The organism is Rhizobium sp. BK661 (assembly GCF_024808825.1).
Classification (GTDB): domain Bacteria; phylum Pseudomonadota; class Alphaproteobacteria; order Rhizobiales; family Rhizobiaceae; genus Rhizobium.
This window is the reverse complement of record NZ_JANTYT010000007.1, coordinates 126,137-148,134: the sequence shown is the minus strand read 5'-3', so window position 1 is coordinate 148,134 and position 21,998 is coordinate 126,137. Positions and strand designations below refer to the sequence as shown.

25 protein-coding genes and 1 pseudogene are annotated in these 21,998 nt (G+C 59.3%); 16 read left to right on the top strand and 10 right to left on the bottom strand.

Annotated features, from left to right (window positions below):
• Positions 1 to 19 precede the first annotated feature (19 nt).
• On the bottom strand, positions 20 to 1,030 hold the full coding sequence (locus tag FHX16_RS16850; RefSeq protein WP_259129462.1) for an SDR family NAD(P)-dependent oxidoreductase: 1,011 nt from the start codon (positions 1,028 to 1,030) through the stop codon (positions 20 to 22).
• 94 nt (positions 1,031 to 1,124) lie between these two features.
• Between FHX16_RS16850 and FHX16_RS16845 the strand changes: the two genes are divergently transcribed.
• On the top strand, positions 1,125 to 2,036 hold the full coding sequence (locus FHX16_RS16845; protein WP_183861145.1) for a LysR family transcriptional regulator: 912 nt from the start codon (positions 1,125 to 1,127) through the stop codon (positions 2,034 to 2,036).
• A gap of 27 nt (positions 2,037 to 2,063) precedes the next feature.
• Here FHX16_RS16845 and FHX16_RS16840 read toward each other — a convergent pair whose 3' ends face one another.
• On the bottom strand, positions 2,064 to 2,345 hold the full coding sequence (locus tag FHX16_RS16840) for a DUF2188 domain-containing protein (protein WP_016554668.1): 282 nt from the start codon (positions 2,343 to 2,345) through the stop codon (positions 2,064 to 2,066).
• 231 nt (positions 2,346 to 2,576) lie between these two features.
• Here FHX16_RS16840 and FHX16_RS16835 point away from each other — a divergent pair, with 231 nt between their 5' ends.
• Positions 2,577 to 3,674 carry a calcium:proton antiporter gene (locus FHX16_RS16835; RefSeq protein ID WP_183861147.1) on the top strand — a complete coding sequence of 366 codons (1,098 nt, stop codon included), beginning with the start codon at positions 2,577 to 2,579 and terminating at the stop codon, positions 3,672 to 3,674.
• Between the two features lie 25 nt (positions 3,675 to 3,699).
• Here the strand turns inward: FHX16_RS16835 and FHX16_RS16830 are convergent, their stop codons facing one another.
• Both FHX16_RS16830 and FHX16_RS16825 read right to left on the bottom strand, forming a co-directional pair.
• Positions 3,700 to 4,773, bottom strand: coding sequence for a GGDEF domain-containing protein (locus FHX16_RS16830; RefSeq protein WP_246712579.1), 1,074 nt, complete (start codon positions 4,771 to 4,773; stop codon positions 3,700 to 3,702).
• A 219-nt stretch (positions 4,774 to 4,992) separates the two neighbouring features.
• Positions 4,993 to 6,195: a pyridoxal phosphate-dependent aminotransferase gene (locus FHX16_RS16825; protein WP_183861151.1), complete on the bottom strand. Its 1,203-nt coding sequence runs from the start codon at positions 6,193 to 6,195 to the stop codon at positions 4,993 to 4,995.
• A 375-nt stretch (positions 6,196 to 6,570) separates the two neighbouring features.
• On the opposite strand from FHX16_RS16825, the pseudogene FHX16_RS16820 reads away from it, so the two are divergent.
• The 3 genes and pseudogenes from FHX16_RS16820 to FHX16_RS16810 all read left to right on the top strand — a co-directional run.
• Positions 6,571 to 6,822, top strand: a pseudogene (locus tag FHX16_RS16820) (marine proteobacterial sortase target protein); the annotation flags it as partial.
• Positions 6,823 to 6,995: 173 nt separating this feature from the next.
• Complete coding sequence (locus FHX16_RS16815) at positions 6,996 to 7,778, top strand: class GN sortase (RefSeq protein WP_405049291.1); 783 nt, start codon at positions 6,996 to 6,998, stop codon at positions 7,776 to 7,778.
• Positions 7,779 to 7,834: 56 nt separating this feature from the next.
• Entirely contained in the window at positions 7,835 to 8,983 is a 1,149-nt protein-coding gene (locus FHX16_RS16810; RefSeq protein ID WP_183861155.1) for a PQQ-dependent sugar dehydrogenase, read from the top strand.
• 8 nt (positions 8,984 to 8,991) lie between these two features.
• Here FHX16_RS16810 and FHX16_RS16805 read toward each other — a convergent pair whose 3' ends face one another.
• Entirely contained in the window at positions 8,992 to 9,474 is a 483-nt protein-coding gene (locus FHX16_RS16805) for a DUF3052 domain-containing protein (RefSeq protein ID WP_183861157.1), read from the bottom strand.
• A gap of 104 nt (positions 9,475 to 9,578) precedes the next feature.
• Between FHX16_RS16805 and FHX16_RS16800 the strand changes: the two genes are divergently transcribed.
• The 3 genes from FHX16_RS16800 to FHX16_RS16790 all read left to right on the top strand — a co-directional run bounded on the left by FHX16_RS16800 (position 9,579) and on the right by FHX16_RS16790 (position 11,726).
• Positions 9,579 to 10,493 (top strand): DMT family transporter, encoded by a 915-nt coding sequence (locus FHX16_RS16800; RefSeq protein ID WP_183861159.1) that lies wholly within the window; start codon positions 9,579 to 9,581, stop codon positions 10,491 to 10,493.
• A gap of 465 nt (positions 10,494 to 10,958) precedes the next feature.
• Positions 10,959 to 11,174 carry a cold-shock protein gene (locus FHX16_RS16795; RefSeq protein WP_007534130.1) on the top strand — a complete coding sequence of 72 codons (216 nt, stop codon included), beginning with the start codon at positions 10,959 to 10,961 and terminating at the stop codon, positions 11,172 to 11,174.
• Positions 11,175 to 11,315: 141 nt separating this feature from the next.
• Positions 11,316 to 11,726 carry a BA14K family protein gene (locus FHX16_RS16790; RefSeq protein ID WP_183754234.1) on the top strand — a complete coding sequence of 137 codons (411 nt, stop codon included), beginning with the start codon at positions 11,316 to 11,318 and terminating at the stop codon, positions 11,724 to 11,726.
• 63 nt (positions 11,727 to 11,789) lie between these two features.
• Here FHX16_RS16790 and FHX16_RS16785 read toward each other — a convergent pair whose 3' ends face one another.
• Positions 11,790 to 12,437 carry an MBL fold metallo-hydrolase gene (locus tag FHX16_RS16785; protein ID WP_183861161.1) on the bottom strand — a complete coding sequence of 216 codons (648 nt, stop codon included), beginning with the start codon at positions 12,435 to 12,437 and terminating at the stop codon, positions 11,790 to 11,792.
• A 235-nt stretch (positions 12,438 to 12,672) separates the two neighbouring features.
• On the opposite strand from FHX16_RS16785, the gene FHX16_RS16780 reads away from it, so the two are divergent.
• The 6 genes from FHX16_RS16780 to FHX16_RS16755 all read left to right on the top strand — a co-directional run bounded on the left by FHX16_RS16780 (position 12,673) and on the right by FHX16_RS16755 (position 17,370).
• A complete protein-coding gene (locus FHX16_RS16780) occupies positions 12,673 to 13,284 on the top strand; it encodes a DUF1236 domain-containing protein (RefSeq protein ID WP_183754231.1) in 612 nt (203 codons plus the stop codon).
• 235 nt (positions 13,285 to 13,519) lie between these two features.
• Complete coding sequence (locus tag FHX16_RS16775) at positions 13,520 to 13,786, top strand: hypothetical protein (protein ID WP_037132788.1); 267 nt, start codon at positions 13,520 to 13,522, stop codon at positions 13,784 to 13,786.
• Between the two features lie 388 nt (positions 13,787 to 14,174).
• On the top strand, positions 14,175 to 14,672 hold the full coding sequence (locus FHX16_RS16770; RefSeq protein ID WP_183861163.1) for a MarR family winged helix-turn-helix transcriptional regulator: 498 nt from the start codon (positions 14,175 to 14,177) through the stop codon (positions 14,670 to 14,672).
• On the top strand, positions 14,673 to 15,374 hold the full coding sequence (locus tag FHX16_RS16765; protein ID WP_183754229.1) for a response regulator: 702 nt from the start codon (positions 14,673 to 14,675) through the stop codon (positions 15,372 to 15,374).
• Between the two features lie 28 nt (positions 15,375 to 15,402).
• Entirely contained in the window at positions 15,403 to 16,782 is a 1,380-nt protein-coding gene (locus FHX16_RS16760) for an ATP-binding protein (protein ID WP_183754227.1), read from the top strand.
• Positions 16,783 to 16,794: 12 nt separating this feature from the next.
• Positions 16,795 to 17,370: a DUF1349 domain-containing protein gene (locus FHX16_RS16755; RefSeq protein WP_259129458.1), complete on the top strand. Its 576-nt coding sequence runs from the start codon at positions 16,795 to 16,797 to the stop codon at positions 17,368 to 17,370.
• Here the strand turns inward: FHX16_RS16755 and FHX16_RS16750 are convergent, their stop codons facing one another.
• The 4 genes from FHX16_RS16750 to FHX16_RS16735 form a co-directional block, all read right to left on the bottom strand.
• Positions 17,371 to 17,712 carry a tRNA-binding protein gene (locus FHX16_RS16750; protein ID WP_183861167.1) on the bottom strand — a complete coding sequence of 114 codons (342 nt, stop codon included), beginning with the start codon at positions 17,710 to 17,712 and terminating at the stop codon, positions 17,371 to 17,373. It abuts the gene before it with no gap.
• Between the two features lie 13 nt (positions 17,713 to 17,725).
• Positions 17,726 to 18,544, bottom strand: a complete 819-nt coding sequence (gene proC, locus FHX16_RS16745; protein ID WP_183754221.1) for a pyrroline-5-carboxylate reductase — start codon at positions 18,542 to 18,544, stop codon at positions 17,726 to 17,728.
• Complete coding sequence (locus FHX16_RS16740) at positions 18,545 to 19,045, bottom strand: YbjN domain-containing protein (protein WP_007789996.1); 501 nt, start codon at positions 19,043 to 19,045, stop codon at positions 18,545 to 18,547.
• Positions 19,046 to 19,437: 392 nt separating this feature from the next.
• Positions 19,438 to 19,698, bottom strand: a complete 261-nt coding sequence (locus FHX16_RS16735; protein ID WP_007534115.1) for an accessory factor UbiK family protein — start codon at positions 19,696 to 19,698, stop codon at positions 19,438 to 19,440.
• A gap of 279 nt (positions 19,699 to 19,977) precedes the next feature.
• Between FHX16_RS16735 and lgt the strand changes: the two genes are divergently transcribed.
• Both lgt and FHX16_RS16725 read left to right on the top strand, forming a co-directional pair.
• Entirely contained in the window at positions 19,978 to 20,859 is an 882-nt protein-coding gene (lgt, locus tag FHX16_RS16730) for a prolipoprotein diacylglyceryl transferase (RefSeq protein ID WP_183861169.1), read from the top strand.
• Between the two features lie 25 nt (positions 20,860 to 20,884).
• Positions 20,885 to 21,985, top strand: a complete 1,101-nt coding sequence (locus FHX16_RS16725) for a class I SAM-dependent methyltransferase (protein ID WP_183861171.1) — start codon at positions 20,885 to 20,887, stop codon at positions 21,983 to 21,985.
• Positions 21,986 to 21,998: the final 13 nt, after the last annotated feature.

Here is a 21,998-nt window from a genome sequence, read left to right as displayed (position 1 = left end):
AACGCAACCCGGATGGGTCCTAATGCCCCGCTTGCACCGAAACACGCGCTTGGACTTCCGCCCCTATTGAGCGGAGGCAACCGAGCGAAACCAGCGAGGCATGAACAGCTTCGTCGATGGGCGTATGCGGCTCGCTGCCGAGCTCGGCGACCAATCGTTCATTCGACATCCGCAACGGCTCCCGCCAGAGATAGCGCATCTCTTTCAACTCTTGCATGAAGGTGATGAACGGCGCCGACAGCGGTACGATCCACCACGGAAAGGTGCGCGTCTTTATCTTGTTGCCGGCCACCCGGTTAATCGCGGCGGCCATCTGGCCGCCATCAGCATCCCAGAAGCCGTCCATGTGATAAACCGCAAAGGATGGCAGGCGATCGCCACGTTCGACGAGACGGATCATCGTCTCCGCAACGTCGGGCAGATAGGCCCATTGATGCCCGATACCACGTCGCGCCGGATTCTTGACTGTGTGCACCGGCTTGCCCGGTGTGACCATCCCTTGCGAGAACCAGCTATTTGCTGCCCCCGGTCCGAAGAAATCGCCGGCGCGGACAATGATGACCGGCACCCCGGTCCGCGAGGCAGCCTCCAGACGTCGCTCCATTTCGACGCGGATCGCTCCCTTCTTCGTCACAGGATGCTGTGGGCTGTCTTCCCGGAGAATGGGAAAGGCATCTGGTCCGAAATTATAGACTGTTCCTGGCAAGACGATGCGGGCGCCGACCGAGCGGGCGGCAGCGATCGCGTTGTCAAGCATCGGGAGAACCAGCTTCTCCCAGTTGCGATAACCCGGTGGATTGACGGCGTGGATGATAAGGCTGACGCCTTGCGCGGCCCTCATGAGATCGGCAGCCTTCATCGCATCGCCCTGGATCCACTCGAAGTTCGGCACCGTCGCGCGCGCCCTGGCTGAATGCCGGTTCAGCGCCCGCACCCGCCAGCCACGTGCGGCGAGCTTGCGTGCGACTTCGCCGCCAATTCCGCCGGTCGCGCCCAGCACCAGGGCAACTTGTTTGTTCTGCTCCGCCATGATGATCTCCGTCATTTTTCAACTGACCGGATCATGCCGACATTCCAACATAAACGAAATTGACGAAATTCGTGCTATCACTATACATAAATCCATGAACAGGGAACCCGACTGGCATTTCTACCGAACCTTGCTTGCCGTTCTCGAATACGGATCGCTTTCGGCAGCAGCCCGCAATCTGGGCCTCACGCAGCCGACGGTTGGACGGCACATCGATGCTCTCGAGGAGGCAATCGCCTCACAACTCTTCGTCCGCTCGCCGAACGGTCTGTTGCCCACCGACGCAGCCCTTGAATTGAAGCCTTACGCCGAAGCCTTGGCCGCAACATCGGCCGCGCTGCTGCGCACGGCATCGGGACATCGGGAGCGAGTTGCCGGCACTGTCCGGATAAGTGCCAGCGAAGTGATCGGCGTGGAAGTGCTTCCGAACATTCTTGCACCGCTCGTCGCGGCTTATCCCGACCTCAACATCGAACTCTCTGCATCGGATGCCATCGAGGACCTTCTTACCCGCGAGGCAGACATTGCCGTTCGGATGGCGCAGCCGACCCAGGATCAGCTTGTCGCCCGCCACATAGGGGAGATACCGCTGGGCTTCCACGCCCACCGTCGCTATCTCGAGCAACACGGAGTGCCGCAGGAGATATCAGACCTAACACGACACCGCCTCGTCGGCTTCGACCGCCCGACGGCCTACATCAGAGCCATGATAGCGCGCTTTCCCATTCCTGAGGGGCTCACCTTCGCCTTCAAGAGCGACAACCCGCTTGCGCAAATCTCTGCTATTCGCGCCGGCATCGGGATAGGAATTTGCCAGGCGGGGCTCGGTGCCAGGGACCCGGATCTTTTGCCCGTCCTGCCGGAGCATTTCCGCATACCGCTCGACACATGGGTCGTCATGCACGAGGGAACGAAGACAGCACGCCGTTACCGCGTCACGTTCGACGCGCTCGTAGACGGCCTGCTGAACTACGTGGGAGAAACGGCGCGCAAGCGCCAGCGCTGATCATCGCAGTGGCGATCAGGCACCATGTCATGCGCGCGGCGAGGTTTCGCTGGAATGGCTTTTCCATGTGCCGTCGACCACCTCGGTCTCCGGCCGGTCCCCGCCTTCGGCGTACTCCTCATGCCATTTTCCCTTGTCATCCTGCCAGCTGATTTCTGCGGAATCACCGCCGACCTGCTGTTCGGCCGCGACAATACGGGCTGCTTCGAGCGCTTCGGAGTGTGTCGGGAATGCTTCGGAATACACACCACCCAACCGGTAGGCCCAGCCCCCGTCGTGAGGCACGACCTCGTAGACCACCTTGACCATGCATTTCACTCCTCTTCTTCTTGTTCGCGCTCCAATGCTGACCGGATTGCATCCAGTTCTGCGCGGGCCGCGTTGCAAGAGACGAGTGGGCGCCGCGATATGCTTCCGGCTGACCGATGCGTTAGTATTCCATTAAATTCTCAAGACTGCAAACGCACTGGCCACCATGCTCGCTTGCCATGCAAAATCATCGCTTTAGACTTCTTGGATGAATCAAAGTCGGAGCTTTTCGTGCAAATCGTGTCGCGACTGAAAGACGAAATGTTCCTGGTGTTGGCAATGGCCGTCGCCGTCGTCGCGTATTTCTCGGAACATACGGTCCTTGAGATGGGGCGCGGCATGTCGCTGATCGCGGCCGTAGCGCTTGTTGCCACGATCGTCGTCGCCTCCGTTCGCGTCGCCCATCATGCCGAGATCCTGGCAATCAAGGTCGGCGATCCCTACGGGACGATGATCCTGACGCTGTCGGCGGTTGCCGTAGAGGTGATCATCCTCGCGATCATGATGAGCGGCGAAAGCTCCCCTACCCTCGTTCGCGATACGATCTACGCTGCCCTCATGCTCGACATCAACGGCATTCTCGGCCTCGCCGCTCTGCTCGGCGGCTTGAAGCACGGCGAGCAACCCTACAACGACAATTCTGGCAAAACCTACGGCGTCATGATCCTCACCGCCATGGGCATCTCGATGATCGTTCCGGAATTCGTGCCCGACGACAAATGGCACTATTATTCCGCCTTCACCATCGTGGCGATGATCGCGCTCTACGGCTTGTTCCTCCGTATGCAAGTCGGTCAGCACAGCTACTTCTTCAGCTATGCCTACCCGCGGGGCGAGCGGAAGAAGACGGACGCCGAGGAACACTCGGCCGAAGACTCCACGATGGTCTCGATTGCAACAATCCTGATCGGCGTCGTCATCATCGGCCTCCTAGCGGAATTCATGTCGACTTTGATGACGGAAGGCTTGCGAGACACCGGCGCCCCAGTCGCGCTTACCGCCATCGTTGTGGCTGCGATTTCGGCGGCCCCCGAAATCCTCACGGCGCTGCGCGCCGCTTTGCGCAACCGCATGCAGGCGACCGTGAACATCGCCATGGGCGCCTCGCTATCGACCGTCATCCTGACGGTCCCTGTCATGGAGGCGATCGCCCTCTACACCGGCCAGCCTTTCATCATGGCGATGACGCCGGTACAGACGGTTATGGTGGCGATTACGCTGATTGCGGCGGCGATCAATCTCAACGACGGCGAAACCAACGCCATCGAAGGCATGACGCACTTCATTCTTTTCGCGACGTTCCTGATGCTAACGGCACTCGGTCTCTGAACGAACGCGGCGAAACAGCAGATCGTCAGGCGGCGGCACGAATGCCTGGCTCGAACAGAACGGCACGATCGCGCCCAGAATCCTTCGCCGCGTAGAGTGCTGCGTCAGCCATCTTGAAGAGGTCGGCCAAGGAGGTTTGGCTTTCCTCTACAGCAGCAACGCCGATGCTCACCGTAAACGATATCCGCTCACCGCCACACGCGACGACAAGGTCGTGCGCGGCTTTGCGGAGGTTCTCCGCCGTCATCAGCGCTTCATTTGCGGTCGTGTTTGGCAGGTACACGCCGAACTCTTCTCCACCCAGCCGGCCGAAGCTGTCGCCCGGTCGCATGGTGCGGCTAATCGCGTCTGCAAACGATACAAGAACCGCGTCGCCGGCGTCGTGACCGAAGCGGTCGTTCACTTGCTTGAAGAAATCGAGGTCGATCAGCAGCAGCGCATTGCCCGCGAGCATGGTGCGCGGCATCCGCGACATGAACCAGCGGCGGTTGCCAATGCCGGTCAGCATGTCCGTTTCGGCAACACGCCGCAACTCTGCTTCCGTTCGCTCCGTGACAAGGATGATGACGAACAGCGCGACCGCGAATTGGGTCATTATCCGCAAGAAGAAAGCCCATATCGGTGTCATCGGTGCCACGTCAGGGACAAGGAGGCCAACGACCACCATCAATGCCAGTAGCCCGCCTAAACCGATCGAGGCGGCGAGCAGTATCCGCGCTGGCAACCGCTCACGTTCGCCATCCCTCAGTATGCAAGCGGCAGACACCGTTAGCGACGCAAAAGCAAAGCCGTTGCCGATGCTTCCGCGCATGTAACTTGTGACGTGAAATTGCGTCGCCAGCGCCACAACGGCCGCCACGGCCGGAATGGCAAGGGACGCCCAATCCATGCGCCGCAATTTGCCGCTGCTCAGCCGGCGAATGCCTATCCAGAAGAGCGCGTAGCCGGTCATGCCAAGAACAATACTGCCGAAACCCCAAACAGGAACCGACAGCAGATGCTGCTCGCCCAATCCGGCCAGGGTCGAGGCTAGCGCAAGCGCAAAATAACTAGCCGCGAGTGCTCCTAGGCCTTCGCCATTCCGCGATTGGATACGCATGTAAACAAAGCAGACAGCACCGACCAGAAAGGAACATTGGTGCAAAAGGAGAACAGTCGCCAAATCGAGATGGATGATCATGATCCCGAAAACATGAGAGCCAAGGAAGTTGGCCCGACACATAAGCGACAGTTGTTAGCGAAGACTGAATTGCCGGCCTGCAAAAAAGAACCCGCCGTTTCCGGCGGGTCGATATTCATCAACGCTCAGATCGGAGCCTTACTTGCAAGCCCCGCAGAAGCGCTGGATGCGCTTGCAGGCCTCCTCAAGCAGCGCTTCCGAAGTCGCGTAGGAGATGCGGAAGTTGGGGCCGAGGCCGAAGGCCGAGCCATGAACGACGGCAACACCTTCGCTTTCCAGCAACTCCGAAACGAAGTCTTCGTCGGTCTCGATCACCTTGCCTGACGGTGCTGTTTTGCCGATCAGGCCGGCGCAGGACGGATAAACGTAGAAGGCGCCTTCCGGCGACGGGCATGTGATGCCCTTGGCCTGATTCAGCATCGACACGACGAGATCACGGCGGCCTTCGAAGATCTTCTTGTTCACAGGGATGAAATCCTGCGTCCCGTTCAGCGCTTCGACAGCGGCCCACTGGGCGATCGAGGTCGCACCGGAGGTCTGTTGGCCCTGGATCATGTCCATCGCCTTGATCAGCTGGATCGGGCCTGCTGCGTAGCCGATACGCCAGCCGGTCATCGCGTAAGCCTTGGAAACGCCGTTCATGGTCAGCGTGCGATCGTAGAGCTTCGGCTCGACTTCGACAGGCGTGACGAACTTGAAGTCGCCATAGGTCAGGTGCTCGTACATGTCGTCCGTCAGCACCCAGACATGCGGATGCGTCATCAGCACGTCCGTCAGAGCCTTCAGTTCGTCATGCGTATAGGCAGCACCCGATGGGTTGGACGGCGAGTTGAAGATGAACCACTTCGTCTTCGGCGTGATTGCCTTGTCGAGATCGGCAGCCTGGAGCTTGAAGTTGTTTTCCTGCGTCGCCGAGACGATTACGGGGGTGCCACCGCACAGCGCCACCATCTCCGGGTAGGACACCCAGTATGGCGCCGGAATGACGACTTCATCGCCCGGGTTCAGCGTCGCCATGAACGCGTTGAAGAGAATCTGCTTGCCACCGGTGCCGACGATCGTCTGCTCCCAGGAGTATTCCAGGCCGTTCTCGCGCTTGAACTTCGCGGCGATCGCCTTGCGCAGCTCAGGGATACCGGAAACCGGCGTGTACTTCGTCTCGCCGCGGTTGATCGCGTCGATAGCGGCCTTCTTGATATTGTCGGGCGTATCGAAATCCGGCTCGCCGGCACCCAACCCGATTACATCGCGCCCTTTCGCTTTCAGCTCGCGCGCTTTCTGGGAAACGGCGATGGTGGCTGAAGGCTTCACACGGGAAAGAGCATCGGCAAGAAAGGCCATGATATCGGTCCTATACGGTTGATTTGGACAGAAGGCCGGGGACCGGAATTCTGCGCTAAGCTCTATGTCCAATGTAAGCAGGCATTTCAAGCGCAAAGGCGTGATGGTGCCGATGATTCTTCGTGATCAGTCAGCTCATAAAATTGCCGATTCGCGACATCATCCCCTCAGCCTGCTGAATCATTTTGCGAAGGAGTTGATTCAGTTTCTGAAGGGAGTCGGATTTACGCCCTGAAATCAAAAACTTCGGCATTTACGCGCCTTGCCACGAATTGGCCGCAACAAATGCCGCGGCATGCCGCAATTCGGTCGCGAGCGCGCCGAGATCGAAGCCGCATTTTGTTGCATCCGACATTGGTTATTGAGGGCATACCCATGTTTCTGGAAGACGAGTTCGTCATAAGGCGCCTCCGCGCCCGCCGCGTATCCATCTCATTGCTGGTTGCATTCGTGGCTTTCACCGCGTCGATCCTTATGACGTTCGGGCTCGTCACGACGGTTTATGCCGAAGAAAGCCAGCAGAAGGTCGAGCAACTCGCCGGACTCGTTCGACCGAACGACGTGAACAGCGGCTCCCTCCTCTTTCCCGCCAAGGAGCCCGGTTTCTTCGTTGAGGCCCCGCGCCTGGCAGCCGGGCTGATCGCTCAGAAGTCCACATCGGTAAATCTGCCGCAAACGGCAACACGCGCCGATGAGCAGATCCTGCGAGGGATCGTCATGCTTCTCACCGCACTCATTGCGGCAAGCGGGCTTGCCATCTGGCGCCGCCGCGTGCGCGGCATCTTTGCAGGAGCCAAATCATGACGCGGATGACCTCGCGAGCCGGAATGCGAAATTATGAAGCGGACGAGTTCGGCCCGCTTCCGACCTATCTCGAGCTCGCCATGGCAACAGCGGCAGCGACCGCTTACGATGTGACGAGCGAGCAAAAAAGCCGCACGCTGCTGTCTCGTCTTTCTTTGGTCGAAAAGGCCATTGCCGTCAGCATCGCAGTTCTCGCGCTCTATGGAACGGCGTTGGTTGCCGACGGGCTCTACATCAAGGCCAAGGCCGAACTGTCGCAACTCCTCCTGAAGCGCGCCTTTGCCGCCGAGCTTCGCGGAGAAGACACCAAACCCTGGCCCTGGGCGGATTTCACGACCGAGGCAGAGGTGACCGCGCCGCGCCTCGGCAAGCATGCCATTGTCCTTTCCGGAGCTTCCGGAGAGGCGTTGGCTTTCGGTCCCGCTTGGCTCGCCAATACGCCCCAACCCGGCGATGAGGGAACCTCCGTCATCGCCGCCCATCGTGACACGCACTTCCGTTGGCTAAGGGATGTCAAACCGGGCGACGAAATCGAGGTCACACGGCGCGACGGCAAAGTCCTGACCTTCAAGGCAGGCGAAGGCCGCGTCGTGCCCTGGGATCAGAGCGGCATCGACCCGGCAGCACAGGGCCGTCATCTCGTGCTTGCGACCTGCTGGCCTTTCGGCGCCACGGAACGCGGACCGTTGCGTTATATCGTCGAGGCCGAACTCGTCGATCCGCAGTCGACGGGCGCGATATCATCGACAAACACAAAGGCGTTATCCCAAGCAGAGTGAGGTTGAAGCAGGTGCACGGCGCACCACGTTGACGGGGACAGGCAATGGGACGGACGATGACAACATCTGCAAAGCTTCAATTCGGATTTCTTCTCGCAACAGTGCTCTTTGCCGCCTCCTCGGGCCTCTCGGCTGAGACCGTCAAGACGAAAGCGGTCGAGGTGCAGGTCGATACGATTGCAACAGGGTTTGAGCACCCCTGGGCAGTAGAGGTACTTCCCGATGGCTCGTATCTCGTCACCGAGCGACCGGGGCGACTGCGCATCGTCCGTGACGGCAAGCTCTCTGCCCCCATTGCCGGCGTCCCTGAGGTCAGCGCCCGCAGCCAAGGCGGCTTGATGGACGTTGCGCTCGCGCCTGATTTCGCAACAAGCCGAAAGGTATTCCTGACGGCTGCGACAAGAGCCAAAGGCGGCTCTGGCACGGAGGTGTTCAGTGCCACGCTGTCAAAAGACGGCACAAGGCTGAATGACGTCAAATCCATCTTCGCGATGAAGCGCTTCACAAGCGGCAATATCCAATACGGCGCCCGCATCGCCTTCGCCAAGGACGGCTCGCTGTTCATCAGCATCGGTGACCGCGGCGACCGGGATCGTTCCCAGGACTGGAAGGATGACGCCGGCTCCATCATCCACCTCAATGCGGATGGCAGCATTCCCGATGACAATCCCTTCAAGGATGGCGTCAAGGCGCTCCCGGAAATCTGGTCGAAAGGCCACCGCAATCCGCAGGGCATCGCTTTTGATGCCGCCGACGGCAAGCTTTACACCGTTGAGCACGGCGCCCGCGGCGGTGATGAGATCAACGCCATCGAGCCGGGCAAGAACTATGGCTGGCCAATCATCACCTATGGCCGCGACTATTCAGGAGCGGAGATCGGCGAAGGCACTGCCAAGGAAGGACTGGAGCAACCGCTTTATTATTGGGACCCGTCCATAGCGCCGGGCGCCTTGGCAATTTATCGCGGCAAGATGTTTCCCGAATGGGACGGCAACTTTCTGGTCGCCGCGCTGAAATTCCAGCTGCTTTCGCGAATGCAGCGCGACGGTACCGGCGCTTTCGTCGCCGAGGAGCGAATGTTCGACGGTTCCTATGGCCGGATGCGGGATGTGGTCGTTGCCCCCGACGGCGCTTTGTTGATCCTTACGGACGAGGACGATGGTTCTTTGCTGAGAATCTCGCGAGCGCCAGCCAACAATGGCTAGTGGGAGGCCTATAGCCCGGCGCGCAGGTCCTTTCGGATCACGAACTTCAAGCCGGACCATGTCTTGTCAATAGCGCAGACTTTGACGTCGACCATGCCCAGAGGCAGGAAGATCGTTCGCAGCACGTCTTCGGTGACCGTCGTCGAAACCCGCGCGGCTTTCTTGGGCCAGGAAATCCATAGCATCCCGTCCGGTTTCACAGCGGTTGAGAGAGCTAAAGCCATATCCTCCAGGACCGGCCGGCCTGTTTCGAAAACGTGGATGTAGTCGAAGCGACGCTCGACCACTGATGGCAACGCTGTCTCGATCGAGGAGAAACGCCCAAAGGTTTCTATCTCGGCAATCTCGGGCACGCCGATCAGCAATGCCGCCTGCCCCTCCCTCAAGCCCAGCTTTCGCGTGAGCGAACTGCCCGAATATCCCGCCGGCGCATCGCCCTGCTGCCGTGCCGCAGCTTTTTCGTCCAGCGATGAAACCGCTTTCGTGGTCATCCGTTTGCTCTCTGCGCTGCAAGGAATAGCGACATTCTTCACCCTTGCTCGAACGAAAGGCAACTGCTAACGCTCGGCATACTCTCTCCCGAACCGAGGATGAAATGACGCGCATTCAGGCGAACCTCCTTCTATTGCTTGCAGCTGCCATCTGGGGCGGCGGCTTTGTCGCGCAGTCGACGGCAATGAAGGCGATCGGCCCGTTCTGGTTCATTGGCCTGCGCTTTATGATCGCCGCCGTAGCGGTTCTGCCGTTCATGCTGTTCGAGGCACGCAAGGCGCCGGTTGCGACCGCGCCGCGGCATCTCAAGCTCTATCTGCTGACCGGTCTTGCGCTGTTCGGGGGCGCAGCTACCCAACAGATCGGCCTGCAGACAACGACGGTGACGAATTCGAGCTTCATCACCGGTCTCTATGTCGTCATCGTGCCATTGATCGCCGTCGTTTTCCTACGCCGTTCTCCGCACTGGATCATCTGGCCGGGTGCGCTCATGGCCGTTTCGGGTATCTACCTACTATCCGGCGGGCAACTCTCGGCATTGACGACGGGCGACCTGCTAACAGTCGTTTGCGCAATATTCTGGGCCGGACAGATCACGCTGGCCGGGATCACGGTGTCCGAGACCGGTCGCCCGCTGGCGCTCTCAACGGCCCAGTTTGCCGTCACCGGCGCCTGCGCCCTCGCCGTCGCTGTGGTTAGCGAGCCAATCAGCTGGGCGGCGATATGGGCCGCTGCCCCCGAGATCCTCTATGTCGGGATATTCTCCTCGGGTGTCGCCTTCTCGCTGCAGATTATCGGCCAACGCTACACCACCCCTTCACAGGCGGCGATCTTCCTGTCCGCCGAAGCGCTTTTTGGCGCCTCGCTTGGCGCCCTGCTGCTGGGCGAAACCATGCCGCCACTCGGCTATATCGGCTGCGCGCTGATGTTTACAGCGATGCTATTGGTTGAAGTGGTCCCCGAAATAGCGCGCCGTCGCGCTTCCGACAGGTTGAAACCGAGCCCAAATTTGGGTTGAACGCCCGGAAAAGAAAAAAACTTTAGCTTTTACGCAGTCGCGTTAACGTTGCATTTTTGGGAAAATCTGCTCCCAAATTATATTGCTAACGATGTAAACCGTTAAACTCTGGCGCCTAACGACCGATTTTTTGCTTTAAGGGCGTGAAAATGCTGCCCAGAGGCGCTTCTCGGCACAGAGGCGTTAAAAAACTTTTGCTTGCCAAAATTTAATAATCGCAGCACTCTCGCCGTGTTCGGGCATTTTGCGAGCATGGGAAGTCCTTGAGAATGTGCGCGCCGGAGACGCTAAAATTCCGGTCAACCAGTTCCGAGAAAACGGGCGTCAGTCCCGTGGTGAGCTTGGTTGTGCTAGAGGGGACCTTTTTCTCACATTTCAATAATTGCCTGCTAACGTCTCCGTGAGGAGGCAATATCAGTGATGCTGCCCGTGTGGATGGCGGGCAGAGATAAAAGGACCTGACGCATGGCCGAGACTGGCACAGTAAAATTCTTCAACACCGACAAAGGTTTTGGCTTTATCAAGCCGGACAAGGGCGGCGCGGACATCTTTGTACACATTTCTGCCGTTCAGGCTTCTGGCTTGGCCGGACTGACGGAAAATCAGAAGGTTAGCTTCGACACGGAGCCGGATCGCCGCGGCAAGGGCCCCAAGGCTGTCAACCTGCAGATTGCAGGCTGAGCCTCCAGCCAACGCTGTCAATTCGAGTTGAAGCCCGGCAGCGATGCCGGGTTTTGTCATTCAGCCTGCATTCACCTCGCGGCCCTTACCTTGCCATCATCAAGGTGCAGAACCGGAATCGGTTAAAACAGGGAAAGACAAATGAATAGGTTTGCCAAGGCGCTCTTCATGACGGCAACTGCTGCTGCCCTCACGGTGTCATCGATCGGCGTTGCATCGGCTGGTGATTGGCATCGTCATCATCACGGCGGCGACGACGCGCTCGTTGGCGGCGCCGTCGGTCTTGCAACCGGTCTGATCGTTGGCTCTGCTATTGCCAGCGCCCCGCGCTACGACGAGCCGCGCTACATCGACCCGCCTTATGAGCCGGGATACGAAGACGCTCCGGTCTATCGCGCTGCCCCGGCTCGCTATTATCGTCCAGTTGCCGACGTCGAGCCATGGACTCCGCAGTGGGAGCGCTATTGCTCATACCGCTACCGCTCCTTCGACCCGCGCAGCGGCACCTATATCGGCTACGACGGTCGCAGCCATTTCTGCACGGCCGGCTGATCGACCAGCTGCATAATCGAGCACGAAGCGCCGCCTCTCAGCGGCGCTTTTGTTTTTTGATGATCAGATTCCCTGCAGGAAGGGGTTGCTGCGGCGTTCGTCGCCAATCCGGCTGCCTGGCCCGTGACCGCAAATGAAGCCGACGTCGTCGCCGAGCGGTAAAACTTTGTCCCGGATGGAGTCGATCAGTTGCTGGTGATTACCTCCCGGCAGATCCGTTCGACCGATCGAGCCGTTGAAAAGGACATCACCCAGATGAGCGAAATTCTGCACGCGATTGAAGTAGATGACATGCCCCGGTGCGTGACCCGGAGTGTGATACACCTCGAACTCGTGGCTGCCGAAGGAAACCTTGTCGCCATCCTTCAGCCAGCGATCCGGAACGACGTCCTGCATACCGGGCGGTAAACCATATTTCTGCGCCTGCATCTCAATCCGCTGCAGTAGTGGAAGGTCGTCCTCGTGCGGACCGACGATCTCGATGCCTAAGGCCTCCTTGAGTTCCTTTGCCCCGCCAGCGTGGTCGAGGTGACCGTGTGTTAGCCAAATCGCCTTGATGTTAAGCGCGTTCGCCGTGATGGCCTGCAGGATTGCTGGGACGTCCCCACCGGGATCGACCACGACGCCTTCCTTGGTTTCCGGATCGAATAGGATCGTGCAGTTCTGTTGAAAGGGTGTCACCGGAATAATACCGGCCTGGAGCATGCCCATGAGTGCCTCGCTTGTCTCTGTCCCGCATTCGTATAGTCCGAAACGTCGCAACGAGCAGCCCGCGATTTATTGGGTGCTGCGTCAGGTCACGGGAGGCTTACTCCATTCGGCGTTCAGTCACCAGTCGCGATGGAGTTTAACACGTCGATACAATCGTTTACCGGCGAAGGGCAAGCAGGGGGAACCTCGTCATACTCCAAACGTTACCTGCCTGTGTAAGACAAGGAGAAACGAGATGACCTTCAAGCGAAATCTATTCCTAGCTGGGGCGATCGTCGTGGGAAGCGCCGGTTTTGCCCAGGCGGAAATGGTTGCGACGGCCATCAACGATCTGAACGTTCGTGCCGGCCCTGGCCCTCAGTATCCCGCTGTCGGCGTAGCGCCGCGCGGCTCGCAGGCAATGTTGGATGGCTGCATCCAGGGAAGCCGCTGGTGCCGGGTTGACGTCGGCGGTGTCCGCGGCTGGGTCTATGCGCAGTATCTGCAAGTCGAGCAGGCTGGCAGCACGGTCGTCGTCGAGCAACATCAGTCGGAACTTGGCGTTCCTGTCGTGACTTATGAAACGACCGCAAGCGTCGCTCCAGCTGACCCGGCACCAGGCGACGAGCTGCTGGGACCGGTCGGTTCCGTAGAGGCGATTAGCCCGCCGGAAACAGTCACGACCTACGTCCAGACCAACCCGGCCCAGACCGTACGTCTCGGCGGTGATGTCGTGGTCGGCGCCTCCGTGCCCAATGACGTGACGTTCCAGGAAATTCCGGACTATCAGTATCGATATGTCCGCATCAATGATCGCCCGGTTCTTGTCGATCCCGGCACCCGTCGCATCGTCTACGTCTACAACTGACCGCGATGCACAAGATGAAAAGGCGCTTTCGGGCGCCTTTTTTTGTTGACGGACGCAAGGAAGCTTCCCGCATGAGTTGCTTTCTATTTCAAGTTTCATTCAATCATGATAAGATACTGAAATTCAGACGATATCCCTGCTCCCGGTCGGACGTCGGATCGCCTGTATGGCTGGCGATCCATTCAGACCGCGCAGCCGGCAGAGGCGTTTTGAGGAAACGCGAAGGAGGGAAATCGTGGAAGCCTTATTGCCTATCATCACGCAAGCGATCGCAGGCGCCGTCGGCGGCAATGTCGCAAGCGGCGCGTTGAAGCAGGTTGCAATCAATGCCGTTGCCCGGACGATCGCCGGTGCAATCGGTGGCATCGGCGGCGGCATGCTGCTCAGCATGGTCGGCGGCGAAGCGGCAATGACCGGCCTGATCGCCGATGGTATCGGCGGCCTGATCGGCGGCGGTATCCTGTCGACGATCGTCGGCGCGGTGGCCGCTCGCGCCAGGTAGACAGAGCAACGAAAACGGTCGCGCCTCCAGGAAAGCGGCCGCTCTCTTGCCATCAGATCACTCGGCCGCTACCGCGGCCGGGTACATTCCTTTCATGTGGCGTTCGTCAACGGTTCGTGATCGTCGCGAACTTAATCCATCTCGCGCTCGCCTGCGCCCGCACGCCATTGCTGTTGATTGTTGTCCCCAATACGTTTTATCCACTCACGTAGGGGAAATTACGCATTGTTGTGAAGTTTGCGAAGTCGGTCCAAATTCCGGTGGAATGGCGTCCTCTTCCGTCTTTGCAACGCGTGGGGAAGCTAGCAGCGCGCGAAGATATGTCGCCGATACTGACATATTCACGAGAGCTTCCCACAAGGTGCGCAACAAGAAAGGAAATGCCAAATTGGCACGCCAGACGAGCCCGAAGACGGGCAAGCCGGAACCGTTGAAACTGCCGATGGAGAACACGGAAACCATCGATTTTGAGATCATCGAGCTTCTGTTCTTTTCCTATCGTGACTTCGTTTCCGATCCCGACGCCATCTTGGCGGAGATCGGCTTCGGGCGGGCGCACCACCGTGTCGTTCATTTCGTTAACCGCAACCCGGGCATGACAGTTGCCGATCTGCTGGATACGTTGAAGATTACCAAGCAGAGTCTTGCAAGAGTGCTCAAACAACTCATCGATTCGGGGTATATTCGTCAGATTGCGGGGCCTGAAGACAGGCGGCAGCGCAAGCTCTATCCTACCAAGCTGGGGCGCGAGCTTGCTCTTGCTCTGGCAGAGCCGCAATCGCGCCGTATTGAGAGAGCATTCGACGGGGCTTCTCCGGAGGTACGGGAAGGCATAAAGGCCTTCCTCAAGGGTATGCGGAACAGACCAAACTCGAGAGCAGATTGAATGGCGACAAAGACAGTGATTTCGGACGACGCTGCGCACTTGCTTGTTGTGGATGACGACACGCGTATCCGCGCCCTGCTCAACCGCTATTTGACCGAGAACGGCTTCAGGGTGACGGTGGCCGCGGATGGCGCTGAGGCCCAGCGCAAGCTCGCCGGCTTGGATTTCGACCTCATCATCATGGACGTCATGATGCCCGGCGATTCGGGCATCGAAGTAACCAAGGGTCTGCGCACGATCAAGAACGTGCCGATCATCATGCTGACGGCGCTGGCGGAATCGGGCAGCCGTATCGCCGGGCTGGAGGCTGGCGCCGACGATTATCTGGCGAAGCCCTTCGATCCCCGCGAACTCGTTTTGCGCGTCAACAATATCCTGCGCCGCAATGTCTCGAGCGATGCGCCGAAGATCGAACAGGTGATGTTCGGACCATACACATTCTCGTTGACACGCAAGGAACTGAAGAAGGCCTCCGAAGTCGTTCGGCTGACGGATCGCGAGCAGGAAATCATGCTGCTGTTCGCCAAGCGCGCCGGCGATACCATTCCGCGGCATGAGCTCATCGGCAACGATGTCGAAGTCGGCGAGCGCACCATCGATGTGCAGATCAATCGGCTGCGACGCAAGATCGAGGACGATCCCGCAAATCCGGTCTGGCTGCAGACGGTTCGTGGTATAGGATACCGGCTGAGCATCGATTGACAGTCGCAACCCCAGGATCAGCGACCATATGGTGACATTCGACTCCCTTCGGCGCGACGACCGCTCGCCCGCCCGCGGCTGGCGGGCGATGTTGCGCAGATTTCGGTTCTATCTGCCGACAGGACTCTACGTTCGCTCGCTGCTCATCATCATTATCCCGATGGTGCTGCTGCAGTCCGTCGTTGCCGCTCTGTTCATGGAGCGCCACTGGCAGATGGTGACGCAGCGCCTCTCTGCAGCGGTCACGCGCGACATTGCGGCGGTGATCCAGATCATCGAGACCTACCCGCAGGACACGGATTATAGCGAAATCACGCGGATAGCGCGCGACCAGTTGAACCTGCAGATATCAATAGAGCCCGATGGCGATTTGCCGACGCCGCGCACCAAGCCTTTCTTCTCCATTCTCGACGGAATCCTCAGCGACGAACTCAGCGACCAGATCAAGCGCCCGTTCTGGATCGATACGTTGGGCGATTCCAACCTCGTCGAGGTCCGCATAAAGCTCGAGGACAAGATCCTCCGCGTATTGGCAAGACGCAGTTCGACCTACGCTTCCAACACTCACATCTTCATTGTCTGGATGGTCGGTGCTTCGCTGGTATTGATCGGCATATCTATTCTTTTCCTGCGCGGACAGATCCGTCCGATACTTGCGCTTGCGAACGCGGCCGAAAGCTTCGGCAAGGGCCAGAAGGCAGACAATTTCCACCCGCGCGGAGCGGACGAGGTTCGCCGTGCCGGTCTCGCCTTCATTCTGATGCGCGAGCGTATCGAACGCCAGCTTGAGCAGCGCACGGCGATGCTGACGGGAGTGAGTCACGATCTGCGCACGATCCTGACCCGCTTCAAACTGCAGCTGGCGCTTGCCGGCGAAAATCCCGATCTGCACGGTCTGAACGACGACGTCAACGATATGCAGTCGATGCTTGAGGCCTACATGGCGTTCGCCCGAAGCGAGGTCGAAGAAGATGTCGGCGACATGAAGCTCAGCGACCTTTTCGCGCGAGTGGAGGCAGACTTCGAACTTCACGAGGGCAAGGAATTTACATACGCGATCGAGGGAGACGATGAGATCTCGGTGCGCCCGAACGCCTTCACGCGCCTTGTGACCAACCTCGCCTCCAATGCCCGACGTTACGCCAATACCCTGGACATCAACGCCAAGCACAGCGCCAAGTGGCTGACGATCACTTTTGATGATGATGGCCCGGGCATTCCCGAGAAGAACCGCGAGGATGTCTTCAAGCCGTTCTTCCGGCTCGACGAAGCGCGAAATCTCGATGCCTCGGGCACAGGCCTCGGCCTGGCGATCGCCCGCGACATTGCGCGAAGCCATGGCGGCAATGTCACGCTCGGCGATAGCCCTCTCGGCGGTCTACGGGCGACCGTCCGCCTGCCCGCGTGAGGAAAGGTGACCATGAACACGCACTCAATGACATGGCTGAACCCGCCGCCCCGCTTCGAATTGCGCGGCGAGGATTTGCATGTATGGTCGGGACCAAAGACCGATTTCTGGCAGGGAACTTATTACGGCTTCCATCGCGACGATGGACATTTCTTGCACCAGCAAAGACAAGGTGATTTCACCGCCCAAGTCTGCTTCTCGGGACACTACCAAGACCTCTACGACCAGGCGGGCCTCATGGTGCGGGCTGATGCGGCGCATTGGATGAAGTGCGGGATCGAATATACCGATGGCGCCATGCATTTCAGCACCGTCGTGACCAACGGCAACTCCGATTGGTCAGCCTTTCGCCTTGACCATACATTTGAGCGCATGAGCGTGCGGGTGACGCGGAATGGCGATGCACTGTTCGTTCAATATAGGGCGGATCGCATGGAAGGCTGGCGCATGGCCCGCCTTGCGTGGTTCGATCCGACATTTGCGGAGGTCGCCGTCGGGCTAGTATTCTGCTCACCGCAACGCGCAGGCTTCGAAGCAGTATTCCACGACTTCTCGCTGACCGACCCCCTGTCGCGCGAGATTCATTGATCACATGAGCTTCTGGCCGTTTGGCACCGGCCTGTCGGTCGCAGCAAGTACGATCGCGCCCGCTTCATCCTCGAAACCGAGCGTCAGGACTTCCGAGCGAACCGGACCGATCTGCCGTGGAGGAAAGTTGACCACACCAAGAACCTGCCGACCGACAAGGCTCTCGGGCGTGTAGTGAACCGTGATCTGGGCTGACGACTTCTTGAGGCCGATTTCGGGACCGAAGTCGATCAGCAGCTTGAAAGCCGGCTTACGCGCTTCCGGAAATGGACTTGCCTCAACGATCGTACCAACGCGAATGTCGACACGCTCGAAGTCGGCATAGGTGATCTCGTCAGCCATGGTCTTGGTGTCCTCAGCCAGCAAGCTCTTCGGCGCGCTTGCGCGCTGCGGCAAGGGCCTTGTCGAAAAGCGGCTGCATCGCATCGTCGGCCATCAGCACGGAAAGCGCGGCAGCCGTCGTACCGCCCGGCGATGTCACATTCTGCCGGAGCCGCGAGGCGTCGTCGGGGGACTGGTGCAAAAGCTCACCAGCCCCCGCGACTGTTTCCCGTGCAAGGCGCATGGCAAGGTCCGCCTGCAAGCCAAGTTTACGGCCTGCCTCTGCCATACACTCGACGAGATAGAACACATAGGCCGGTCCGCTACCCGACAGCGCCGTCACGGCGTCGATGTCAGCTTCAGTGGGGACCCACTCGACCGGACCGGATACACGCAAGAGAGAATGAACCTGTTCGCGCTGCGCATCAGTGACGCGCGCATTGGCAAACGCACCCGTGATACCGCGACCGACCATGGCCGGGGTGTTCGGCATGGCGCGCACCATCGCGGACTCGCCGAGATGCTTTTCAAGGAACGACAGCGTCTTGCCGGCAGCCACTGAAACAACGACGGTTTCCTGCCCCACCGTTTCCTTGACCGGAGGCAGCACGGCATCCATCACCTGCGGCTTGACCGCGAGGAACAGAACGCCGGCCGTCAATCCGGCCGGGGCCGAGGTGACATGGGTCGCACCGGCGTCGGTGATCGTCTTCAGCATCTGGTCCGAGGGACCCGGGTCAATGACGACGATAGAAGAACCGGGCACGCCGTTCTTCAGCCAGCCGGAGAGCATAGCGCCCCCCATATTGCCGGCGCCGATGAGAACAACAGGACCTGAAGCTGCGGATGACATTTACGCCTCGCCGACGGTTTCGAAGAGAACCGCTTCCATCGCACGGTTCGCATCCATGCCGGACCAGATCACGAACTGGAAAGCCTGATAATACGCCTCGCATGTGTCCAGCGCACTAGCGAGCAGAACTTCGACCTGTCGATTGGTCGGCTCGGCACCGCCGGCAAGCAGCAGCGACTGGCGAAAGATGATGACATCTTCCTGACGCCACAGATCGAAGTGTCCCATCAGGACCTGGCCATTGATTGCCGCCAAAAGCTTGGTGACTTCGTTGACACGCTGTTCGGGAACCTTGACGTCGAAGGCGCAGCCCAGATGCAGCGCCTCGAATTCTTCCATCCAGGAAAAGGAAACGTGGTAGTCGGTCCACTTCCCTTCAACCGTCATCGCAATCTCGTCATCGCCCGACCGCTCGAAAGACCAGTCGTTATTGGCGGCGACGTACTCGATCATATCGACCGGGTTCGACTGACGCTCGACTTCCAATTCCATGAGGCTCATGCAGCACCTTCTTGACCGGAGTGAATGCGAACCAACTTCGTCAACGAGACACAAGGAGAACACACGCAACAGCCGGAACCACCAACCCTGATGACCGTTGAACCGCTACCAGACTTAACGCAGTCAAACCTGCCTGGAGCTTACCAACCGCTTCGAATCATCATTTAAAATCAGTGTATAATGGGCTAGGCGACACGCCAGCCCCTTAGCGCCGTTTTAGGGAACGGCACTGTGGAAAGCTTTTCGGATTTCCATTCAGAAGGAGGGTTTAAATGACTCTGCCCATTGATCTTTTTGGCAGTGTCCACCGGTGGATAACGGCACCTGGTTTTTAGGTCGCAGCCGCGGCGTGTCTCATAAAGGTCACACCACGGCCTGTCTCACAACAGGAATTACTTGCCCTTGGCTGCAAGCTTCTCTTCAAGGGCCGCGATGCGTGCCAGCAGCGCATCGTTTTCATCACGCGCCTTGATCGCCATCTCGCGCACGACCTCGAATTCCTCGCGCTTGACGATATCGAGTGTGTTCAGCCAGCGCTCCGCCTGCGCATTGAAGGCCGTCTCGATTTCCTTGCGCACGCCTTGGGCGGCACCGGCCGCGTCCGTCATCAGCTTGGCGAACTCGTCCATGATGCGGTTTGCTCCAGTCGTCATGGCGGTTTTCTCCCTTTGCAACATACAATTACGACCGTTAGGCCTTTCAGGGAATGAGGTAGGGCTTCGCCAGTAAGGATGCAAGCGCTTTACTCTGGATAAGCCGGCCCGCCCTTTCGCGATCGCCAACAATCGACTTGACCGCTTTTGATCGCAGCGCCATCTTCCGCCCACATCGAGCTTGGCGCGCCTTCAGAAAGTCGCAAAGGACGCCTTGAAGAGAACTGCGTCAGACGCCCGATTCCATACCTCGGGCTTGCGCCAGCGAATGGGAAACCCTTGCCGACAGTAGCCAATCTCATGGCGATCATGCCGTTCCCCGAGATCGATCCGATCGCCTTTTCGCTCGGCCCCCTCTCAATTCATTGGTACGGACTTGCCTATGTCGCCGGCATCATGCTCGGCTGGTACTATGCGCGTCAGATCGCTGGAAACAACAAGCTGTGGCCGGGCGATGTTTCGCCTATCACCAAGGTTCAGCTCGACGATTTCATCATCTGGGTCGCGCTCGGCATCGTTCTCGGAGGCCGCATCGGCTATATCCTCTTCTACGATATGCCGGCGGTGATCGAGAACCCGATCCGCGCGATCCAGATATGGAACGGCGGCATGTCGTTCCATGGCGGACTGACGGGCACCACCATCGCCATGGCGATCTTCGCCCGTCGCAACAGCGTACCGATCTGGAGCCTATTCGATATCGTGGCAGCGGTCGTGCCGATTGGCCTCTTCTGCGGCCGTATCGCCAACTTCATCAATGGTGAATTGTGGGGTCGCCTGACGGATGCGCCCTGGGGCATGGTTTTCTGCAACCAATACATCGAGAGGAACAATGGCTATTGCCCTGGCGGCGACTTCGTTCGCCACCCGAGCCAGCTATATGAAGCCGGCCTGGAAGGCATCGTGCTCCTGCTCGTGCTTGCTGTTCTGATTTACGGTTTCCGCGCCCTGAAGAGCCCTGGATTCATCACCGGCGTCTTCGTCTGCGGCTACGCGCTCTCTCGCATTTTCGTCGAATTCTTCCGTGAACCGGATGCACAGTTGGGCTACCTGCTGGGCACCAATTGGCTGACCATGGGCATGGTGCTTTCCACGCCGATGGTTCTGCTGGGAATCTGGGCCATGCTTCGCGCTCGCCGTCAGGCTGCCCTGCAGCACTAACCGCAGCTGGACAAGAGGGGGATCCATGAGCACCGCGCTCGGTGAGAAGATCAAGGCCATCATAGAGGCGAACGGCCCGATCAGCGTCACGGACTTTTTCTCGCTGTGCCTCGCCGATCCCGAATATGGGTACTACAGGACCCGCGAGCCTTTCGGGCGCTCCGGCGACTTCGTGACCGCGCCGGAGGTCAGCCAGCTTTTTGGCGAAATGATCGGCGTCTTCGTTGTCCATGCCTGGCAGCGCCACGGAACGCCTGCCGGTGTCCGCCTCGTCGAGATCGGCCCCGGTCGCGGCACCATGATGTCGGATATGCTGCGCGTCATCTCCCGCATCGCGCCGCCGCTGTTCGAGGACATGACGGTGCACCTCGTCGAAACCAGCGAACGACTGCGCGATATCCAACGGGAAACGCTGGCGCCTCATGGCGACAGGGTCAGCTGGCATCAGGGTTTCGATGAAGTGCCGCCAGGATTTTCGCTCGTCGCGGCGAACGAGTTGTTCGATGCGATCCCGATCCGTCAGTTCGTGAGAACGCCGGCTGGCTTCCGTGAAAGGATGGTCGGCACCGACGCCGCGGGCGAACTAACGTTCGGCGCCGGCGTGGCGGGGATCGATTCCAGCCTCCTGCCATGGCCGGAAGAGGACGTGCTTCCCGGAACAGTGTTTGAAGTCTCGCCGGCTCGCCAGTCGGTGATGATTGCGATCTGCGATCGGTTGAAGGCATTTGGCGGAACCGCTGTCGCCATCGACTACGGCCACCTTGTGAGCGGCTACGGCGATACGCTGCAAGCCGTGCGCATGCACGAGTATGATCCACCGTTGGCGAATCCCGGCGAAGCTGACCTGACGAGCCACGTCGACTTTCAGGCCCTTGCGCAAGCCGCCGCCTCCGCCGGCGTTCACATGAACGGCATGGTGCACCAAGGTGATTTTCTCGTCGGCCTCGGCATTCTCGATCGCGCAGCCGCCCTTGGCCGTGACCGCGAGGCACATACGCGGCAGATTATCCAGACAGCAGTCGATCGACTGGCCGGCGAAGGTGAAGGGCGCATGGGCGAACTCTTCAAGGTCCTGGCGGTCTCGTACCCGGCCGTGGATTTGATGCCTTTCCGTTCTGTGGATTGACAGCGCGAGCGCC